This is a genomic window from Arthrobacter sp. 18067 (assembly GCF_902706295.1).
Taxonomy (GTDB): domain Bacteria; phylum Actinomycetota; class Actinomycetes; order Actinomycetales; family Micrococcaceae; genus Arthrobacter.
This window is the reverse complement of the sequence record NZ_CACSJJ010000007.1, coordinates 198,801-207,032: the sequence shown is the minus strand read 5'-3', so window position 1 is coordinate 207,032 and position 8,232 is coordinate 198,801. Positions and strand designations below refer to the sequence as shown.

6 protein-coding genes are annotated in these 8,232 nt (G+C 61.0%); 1 reads left to right on the top strand and 5 read right to left on the bottom strand.

Annotated elements, in window-relative coordinates; all coding sequences use genetic code 11:
* Nucleotides 1-114: M3 family metallopeptidase (locus GVL04_RS24655; protein WP_235036231.1), on the top strand; the 114-nt coding region annotated here is incomplete at its 5' end.
* A gap of 62 nt (nt 115-176) precedes the next feature.
* On the opposite strand, the gene pdxS is transcribed toward GVL04_RS24655, so the two are convergent.
* From pdxS to GVL04_RS09460, 5 genes are all read right to left on the bottom strand, one after another.
* Nucleotides 177-1,103 carry a pyridoxal 5'-phosphate synthase lyase subunit PdxS gene (gene pdxS, locus GVL04_RS09480; protein ID WP_105693961.1) on the bottom strand — a complete coding sequence of 309 codons (927 nt, stop codon included), beginning with the start codon at nt 1,101-1,103 and terminating at the stop codon, nt 177-179.
* 255 nt (nt 1,104-1,358) lie between these two features.
* Nucleotides 1,359-1,988, bottom strand: a complete 630-nt coding sequence (pgsA, locus tag GVL04_RS09475) for a phosphatidylinositol phosphate synthase (RefSeq protein ID WP_159703047.1) — start codon at nt 1,986-1,988, stop codon at nt 1,359-1,361.
* A complete protein-coding gene (locus GVL04_RS09470; RefSeq protein WP_159703044.1) occupies nt 1,978-2,571 on the bottom strand; it encodes an HIT domain-containing protein in 594 nt (197 codons plus the stop codon). Before GVL04_RS09470 ends, pgsA begins: the two co-directional genes overlap by 11 nt.
* 19 nt (nt 2,572-2,590) lie before the next feature.
* Entirely contained in the window at nt 2,591-4,600 is a 2,010-nt protein-coding gene (gene thrS, locus GVL04_RS09465; protein ID WP_159703041.1) for a threonine--tRNA ligase, read from the bottom strand.
* Nucleotides 4,601-4,731: 131 nt separating this feature from the next.
* Complete coding sequence (locus tag GVL04_RS09460; protein WP_159703038.1) at nt 4,732-8,232, bottom strand: DNA polymerase III subunit alpha; 3,501 nt, start codon at nt 8,230-8,232, stop codon at nt 4,732-4,734.

Genomic DNA, 8,232 nt, shown 5'->3' with positions numbered 1-8,232 from the left:
CGCTCTGAATTGCTTTCCCGGGGCAACAGCCGCGACCCGCTGGATTCATTCCGTGCCTTCCGTGGCCGGGACGCTGAGCTGGAACCCCTCCTGAAACGCCGCGGACTGGAATAGAAACGACGGCGGCCGGTCACCTCGGAAGGTGACCGGCCGCCGTCGTCGGGCTGCTTTGCTTGCTACCAGCCGCGTTCTGCGAGGCGGTGGGGCTGGGGGATTTCGTCGACGTTGATGCCGACCATCGCTTCGCCGAGGCCGCGGGAGACCTTGGCGATGACATCGGGGTCATCGTGGAACGTGGTGGCCTTCACGACGGCGGCGGCACGCTCGGCCGGGTTGCCGGACTTGAAGATCCCCGAACCAACGAACACGCCGTCAGCGCCGAGCTGCATCATCATCGCAGCATCAGCCGGGGTCGCGATGCCACCGGCAGTGAACAGGACCACGGGGAGCTTGCCCGTCGCAGCAACTTCCTTGACCAGTTCGTACGGGGCCTGCAGCTCCTTGGCCGCAACGTACAGCTCGTCCTCGGGCAGCGCGGCGAGCTTGGCGATCTCCGAACGGATCTTGCGCATGTGCCCGGTGGCATTGGAAACATCACCGGTGCCGGCTTCGCCCTTTGAACGGATCATCGCCGCGCCCTCGTTGATACGGCGCAGAGCCTCACCAAGGTTGGTGGCACCACAGACGAACGGGACGGTGAAGTTCCACTTGTCGATGTGGTTGATGTAGTCGGCCGGGGTCAGGACCTCGGACTCGTCGATGTAGTCCACACCGAGGGACTGCAGGACCTGGGCTTCGACGAAGTGGCCGATGCGGGCCTTGGCCATGACCGGGATGGACACGGCAGCGATGATCGCATCGATCATGTCGGGATCGGACATGCGGGACACGCCGCCCTGGGCGCGGATATCGGCCGGGACGCGCTCGAGCGCCATGACGGCGACGGCACCGGCATCCTCAGCGATGCGGGCCTGCTCGACGTTAACGACGTCCATGATGACGCCGCCCTTGAGCATCTCCGCCATGCCCCGCTTAACGCGGCTGCTGCCCGTGACGCTGTTCGCGGACGAACCGGCTTCGTTGCTTACATCTGGTGTAGACACAAAAACCCCTATGGGTAGATAAACGACCTTCTTGCCGGAGGCACGCGCAGCCACACGACCGCAATCAGCGCACACCGGGTTTCAGGTCAAGGTGACCAAGTACTAGTAATAGTAGTCGCACGTTGCACGGTGGCAGTACATTCATTACTGCCTTGACGGGCAACAAAAGGGGCTGTGATAGGACAGCTGCACAACCGTCGGGGAAGGAATCTGGTCGGATGCCAGTTCCCTCGGGAGAGTGTGGCGCGTAGGCCCCTATCCAGCTGCCGTTCCATCGGCCTCGGCCATGGCCTGCCTGCGCACAGTGGACATCCGCTGAATGATGGTGACTACGCTGGCCAGCGCCAGCAGGATCAAGGTCCCGAACAACACAACGGGCGGCAGCCCCAATCCCGTGAGCCCTGCTATCAGGAGCACCGACGCCAAACGCTCGGCGCGCTCGGCGATCCCCACGCTCGCCTGGTACCCCAGGGATTCTGCTTTGGCCCTGGCATAGGAGACCACCATTCCAAGGACAAGGCAGACGACGGCGGCTGTACCGATCGCGGAATCCTCGCCTTGGGTGAAGAACCAGATGGCGAGGCCGGCGAAGATCGCACCATCGGCCAAACGGTCCAGGGTGGAATCCAGGAAATTGCCCCAGCCACCGCTCCTGCCCTGCAGACGCGCCATGATGCCGTCCACCACATCCGAGAACGCGAAGAAGGCCACCACGACCGAGCCCCACCACAGCTGGCCCAGCGGATACAGCACAAGACCGCCCAGGATTACGCCGGCAGTTCCTGCCATGGTCACAGCGTCAGGAGACACACCGATCTTGAGGAGCCAGCGCGCAAGTGGGGTGAAGAGTGAAGTGAAGAAGCCGCGCGCATGCCTATTGAGCATTCGACTCCCCCGGCCAGGCTTCGGCCACTAGCTTGCGTACCTCGTCGAGTGTCTGGGTGATGGCCTTGGTCTGGGCGATGATCGGGAAGAAGTTTCCGTCCCCGCCCCAGCGCGGAACCACATGTTGATGAAGATGCGCCGCGATTCCCGCGCCGCCGGTGACACCCTGGTTCATGCCCAGGTTGAAGCCACTGGGGTTCGAAACCTTCCGGAGCACCCGCATGGCGGTCTGCGTCAGTTCGGCGAACTCGGCTGTCTCCTCCACCGTGATGTCCGTGTAGTCAGGCACATGGCGATAGGGACAGATCAACAAGTGCCCCGGGTTGTACGGGAAAAGGTTGAGGACCACGTAGCAGGTCCTCCCCCGGTAGACGATCAAGGATTCCTCGTCGGAACGCGTGGGTCCTACACAGAACGGGCAGTCATCCTTGTTCTTGAATTGATCCTGCCCGCCCTTGATGTAGGCCATGCGGTGCGGAGTCCACAGGCGCTGAAACGCGTCCGGTACGCCCGCCAATCCGAAGTCATCGGTTACGTCGGCGTCGCCTGGTAGGTCAGCTGCCGCGCCTGTGTTCTCCTGCACCGTCTATGTGTCCGTTCCGTCAGCTCTCGCGGTTCTTGACGGCGTCCACGATCCTGCGGACGGCTTCCGCCACCGGCACCCCGTTGTCCTGGCTGCCATCGCGGAAGCGGAACGAAACCGCGCCGGCCTCGGCGTCCTCACCGCCGGCAATGAGGACGAAGGGGATCTTGTCCTTGCTTGCAGTGCGGATCTTCTTGGGGAAGCGGTCCGACGAGATGTCCACTTCGGCACGGATGCCCGCTGCCTTGAGTTGGCCCACGACGTCGAACATGTAGTCGTTGAATGTCTCGGCCACAGGGATGCCAACCACCTGGACTGGGGCGAGCCAGGCGGGGAACGCCCCGGCGTAGTGCTCGGTCAGGACACCCATGAAGCGTTCAACGGATCCGAAGAGGGCCCGGTGGATCATGACGGGGCGTTGGCGCGTGCCATCCGCTGCCTGGTATTCCAGTTCGAATCGTTCCGGAAGGTTGAAGTCCAACTGGATGGTGGACATCTGCCAGGTCCTGCCCAAGGCGTCCTTCGCCTGGACAGAGATCTTGGGACCGTAGAAGGCCGCTCCACCCGGATCCGGCACCAGCTCCAGGCCGGAAGCAGCAGCAACTTCGGACAAAGTGCGGGTAGCTTCTTCCCAGGCGGCGTCGTCACCAACGAATTTTTCTTCGTTCTTGGTGGAGAGCTCCAGGTAGAAGTCATCCAGCCCGTAGTCCTTGAGAAGGCCCAGGACGAAGTTCAGCGTGGTGGTGAGCTCGTCCTTCATCTGCTCGCGGGTGCAGTAGATGTGGGCATCGTCCTGTGTCATGCCCCGGACGCGCGTCAGGCCGTGCACTACGCCGGATTTCTCGTAGCGGTACACCGAACCGAATTCGAACAGGCGCAGTGGAAGTTCGCGGTATGACCGGCCGCGGGAGCGGAAGATCAGGTTATGCATGGGGCAGTTCATCGGCTTCAGGTAGTAGTCCTGGGCCGGCTTGCGTACGCTGCCGTCTTCGTTGTATTCGGCATCCACCTGCATCGCCGGGAACATGCCGTCCTTGTACCAGTCCAGGTGTCCCGAAACCTCGTAGAGGTGTCCCTTGGTGATGTGGGGGGTGTAAACGAATTCGTAGCCGGCATCCACGTGGCGCTGGCGGGAGTAGTCCTCCATGGCCTTGCGGATGATGCCGCCCTTGGGGTGGAACACCGGAAGACCGGAGCCCAGTTCGTCCGGGAAGGAGAAGAGGTCAAGTTCGACGCCGAGCTTGCGGTGGTCGCGGCGCTCGGCTTCGGCGATGCGTTCCTGGTAGGCCTTGAGGGCTTCCTTGGTGGGCCAGGCGGTGCCGTAGATACGCTGCAGCTGCTGGTTGTTCTGGTTACCCAGCCAGTAGGCGGCGGACGAGCGGGTCAACGCGAACGCGTTGGAGATGATCTTGGTGTTGGGCAGGTGAGGGCCGCGGCAAAGATCGCACCAGACACTCTCGCCGCTCTTCCGGTCCACATTGTCGTAAATAGTGATGTCGCCGGCGCCGACCTCAACGTTGACGCCTTCAGCGGCGTCGCTTGCGTCGTTCTTCTTGCCCAGCAATTCCAGCTTGTAGGGTTCGTTGGCCATGGCCTCGCGGGCTTCAGCTTCGGTGACCACGCGGCGTACGAACTTCTGGTTCTGGTTGATGATCTTTTGCATCATCTTTTCCAGCGTGCGCAGGTCTTCCGGGGTGAATGGCTCAGCGACATCGAAGTCGAAGTAGAAGCCGTCCGTGATGTAGGGGCCGATGCCGAGCTTTGCGTCGGGCCGCAACTGCTGAACCGCCTGGGCCATGACGTGGGCCGTGGAGTGGCGGAGCACGTTGAGTCCGTCGGGTGATTCAATGGTGACGCCATCGACGTTTGCACCTTCGGCGAGGACCTGGTCAAGGTCCGTCAGCACACCATTGACCCGGGCTACAACGACGTCGCGGCGCTCGAAGAAGAGTTCCGCGCCGGTAGTCCCTTCCGTCACCTTGGTCTCTTCGCCATCGACGATGAGGGTGATCTGTTGGGCATCTGACACGGGTGTCTCCTATTCATAGTTAAGGCTTCATAGCTTGTGGCGTACGGGGACCACAGCCAGCCACCGTCAATCGTATCTGCTTCGGCGGGGGCGGCCAAAGCAGCGCGCCGACGCCGGATTCAGAGGCCTGATCAGCTTCCAAGACCAGTGATGGCAAGGTTCCGGGAGATGCCATGCAAAGGCCCTCGATGCATGAATTCATCAGGCAGGCCACCTCCGGCAGGGCGAAGGTCTGCGTATGGCAACGTTTCAGGCTGGCCGAGGTCCCAGGCCTTGGTGGCGCTCAGGCTGATTCCCTTGGGACCGGTCCGCCTTGTGGTTCCACGGATCAACAGAAGGCGGGTACCAAACAACAGGGGCCCGGATTCCTCCTGGGCTTCATGGAAGAAGACCGAATCCACGCAACCGGTGCCGTCATCGATGCTGATGAACACCACGCGCCTTCCGCCACGCATCGGCGGAGTTTGCGTTGCTACCCGAACCCCTGCCACCAACACTTCGGTCCCATTGCGAAGCCCGAGGAGTTTATCGGCAGTAGTGACTCCCAGCTTGTCCAGAAGGGGCCTGTGGCTGTCCATGAGGTGCTCACTGACATCGACGGCCATCAGGTCCAGCTCAGCCCTGACGTTGTCCACCATGGACGGCTCGGGAAGCTCCGGAGCCAGGTTCCTCAACTCAACATCGCCCAGCGCAAAGGACAGCTGTCCATCAATAATGTCAGTGGTCTTTTTGCTGGTCCTGCTTTGAAGGGCCTGCAGGTGCTGTACAAGGTCCGCCCGGTTCGCTTTTCCACCGGAGTCCTTATGAAGGGCATCAAAAGCCCCAAGTTGGGCAAGCCTCTTAATGTTCGGCTTGCTGACTCTTGCCCGCGCCCTCAGGTCTGCCAGGGAATCGTACGGCTGCCCTGCCACGATCCTCGTCAATTCAGCACCTGATAGCCCATAGATCCCAGTGAGGCTCAAACGAATACCAAGTTTGCCCTGATCAGTGCCCTGCTGGATTTTCTCCACCCGGTATTCGGCATGGCTCCGGTTGATGTCCAAGGGCAGGATGGGTATGCCCAGCCGACGAGCTTCGGCCACCAACAGTCGTTTGGGATACATCCCGGGATCGTGCTCCCACAATCCTGCAAGGAAAGCTTCCGGATGATGGGTTTTCAACCAGGCAGATTGGTAGGTGGGCACGGCAAATGCAGCTCCATGGGCTTTGCAAAAACCAAAGCTGCCAAAGGCCTTGAGGGTTCCCCAGACTTTGTCCACTACTTCCGGCGGGTACTTCTTGATCGCTTTACGCCGGAAGTATGCCTCAACCCCTGGTTCATGGATTTCATCACCCAAAGCCCGCCGGAATTCATCAGCCCTTGCCAGTCCACAGCCGGTCATGACCTGGAAGGTCTTCAGGATCTGCTCATGGAAAACCGTGACCCCATGGGTCTCTTGCAATACCGGTTTCAAATCCGGATGAGGGTAGATCTCAGGCGCAAATCCGTGCCTGTGCTCAAGGAAGGGCCGCACCATGTCCGATTTCATGGGCCCGGGCCGGAACAGCGAGATATCGATAATGAGGTCGTTGAATTCCCGGGGAGCCATCTTTCCTATGAGCTCACGCTGGCCCGGGGACTCGATCTGGAAACAACCAAGCGTGTGGGTGCTGCGGATCATCTCATAGGTGGGCTCGTCGTCGAACGGTACGGCGTTGAGGTCGATCCTGCCGTCCGCGGCGATAAAGTCCGGCCCTGTCCCGCCCGGCTCAACAGGATGCTTACCTGCGGCCACCACTTCAGCTTTGGACGGATGAAGGCGAATGACTTCCCGCACGGCAAATGCCATGGCGCTTTGCATCCGCACGCCAAGGACATCCAGTTTGAGCATTCCCATGGGGTCCATGTCGTGTTTATCGAACTGGCTCATGGGCAATCCCAAGCCGCTGGGTTGGACCGGAGTCCGGTCCAACAGCGTGGCATCGCCCAAAATCACGCCGCAAGGATGCATTGAGATATGCCGGGGCAGGCGGTCCAGCCTTTCGGTGAGGTCCACCAGAAGATCGAGTTGCTGGTTCTCCTCCAACCCGCCTCTTTCCACCCGCCCGGCAAAATCACGGAGCTCCGGCTTCTCCACCAATGCTTCGCGGAACTTGCGCGCGGAGAATCTCCACAGTTGTTTTGCGATCTCACCTATTTCGCCGTCGTCCATCCCCAGGGCCAGGCCTGCGTCCCGAACAGCTCCTCGTGCCCTGTAACCGTTCTGCATGCTCATGAGGGTGACGCGCTCGGATCCGAAACGCTCAAAAATCTTTCGATAAACGTTGTGCCGTTCAGCGCTTTCGACATCGATGTCGATGTCAGGAAGCGTTGAACGGCGGCCCGACAGGAAGCGTTCAAAAATGAGGTCGTGGCGGATCGGATCCACCTGGCTGATTTCGATCAGGTAGTTGACCAGGCTTGACGCGCCAGATCCCCTGGCGGCAACCCTGACGCCCATATCAAGGATCATCCGGGATACCTCCGCCACAGTGAGGAAGTACGATGCAAAACCCAGCCGGGCGATGATTTCGAGCTCATGGTCCAACCGCGAGCGCAGCTGCTTTTCAGCTTCTCCCTTGATGCCGGGGAACCTTCTGGTGATTCCTGCTTCGCAACGTTGGGTCAGTTCGACCATGGGGTCGCAGTCAATGCCGATGATGGAGGCCTCTGGAACCACTGGTTTCTTCCATCCCATGTCCAGGACGGGGTCAATTCGGCATTTGTCTGCGAGCGCCTCTGTGTTGGCGAGCAGTTTGTGCAGGTCGGCTTTTCCCTGGCCTGCCGCGTTCATGATTTCTTTTCCGAGTTGGAGCATTTGCGGGGAGGTCTTCAGCCAGCCCTGCCCTGTTGGTTGCAGGAGGGGTTCTGTTGAGAGTTCCGGGAGGGATTTGAGGGAGCGTGCAGAGTCCAGGACGTCTGCGGTGGCGGCGCCGTCCTCGGCGCAAAAGCGTACTGCGTTGGTGAGGATGGCGGGGACGTTGTGCTCAAGGGCAAGTTTGAGCATCCGCACGGCATGTGCCGTGCTGAGCGGTTCGCCAGGTGCGCTGAGGTGGGAGACGGTTTCGGTAACGATGGTCCCGGGGGGCATGGCATCGATCCATTGCTTGAAAAGGGTTCTTGGCCGCAGGTACTTGCGTCCACCCATGGCTCTTCCTACATCTGAGTCGGGGCCGATCAGGACTGTTAGGACCTGTTTGAGGGTTTTGGGGTCCAGGGTTCGTGATGCGAGTTCACCTCGGGTGACTGCGATGGGGACTGCTCCGCCGGCTTTACCTGAGGTGCGTGCGTGGGCGTCGGATATGAGGCGGCACAGGGCCGTGTAACCGGCGCCATTGTTGTTGCCGTGGGCGAGGACGACGACGCGGCCCGCCACTTGGGTGCGATGGTCGCCGTCGTCGTCGAATACTGCCAGGTCCACCCCCACGATGGGGTCGATGCCCGCATCCATGCATGCTTTGAGGTGCTTGATGGTGCCGTAGAGTCCGTCCCGGTCTGTGCAGGCGAGCGCGGTTGCGCCATCTGCTGCGGCTGCTTGGGCCAGTTCATCCGGCCAGGAGACGCCGTAGTGTGCACTGAAGGCTGTGGAGACATGGAGGTGGGTGAAGCTCAA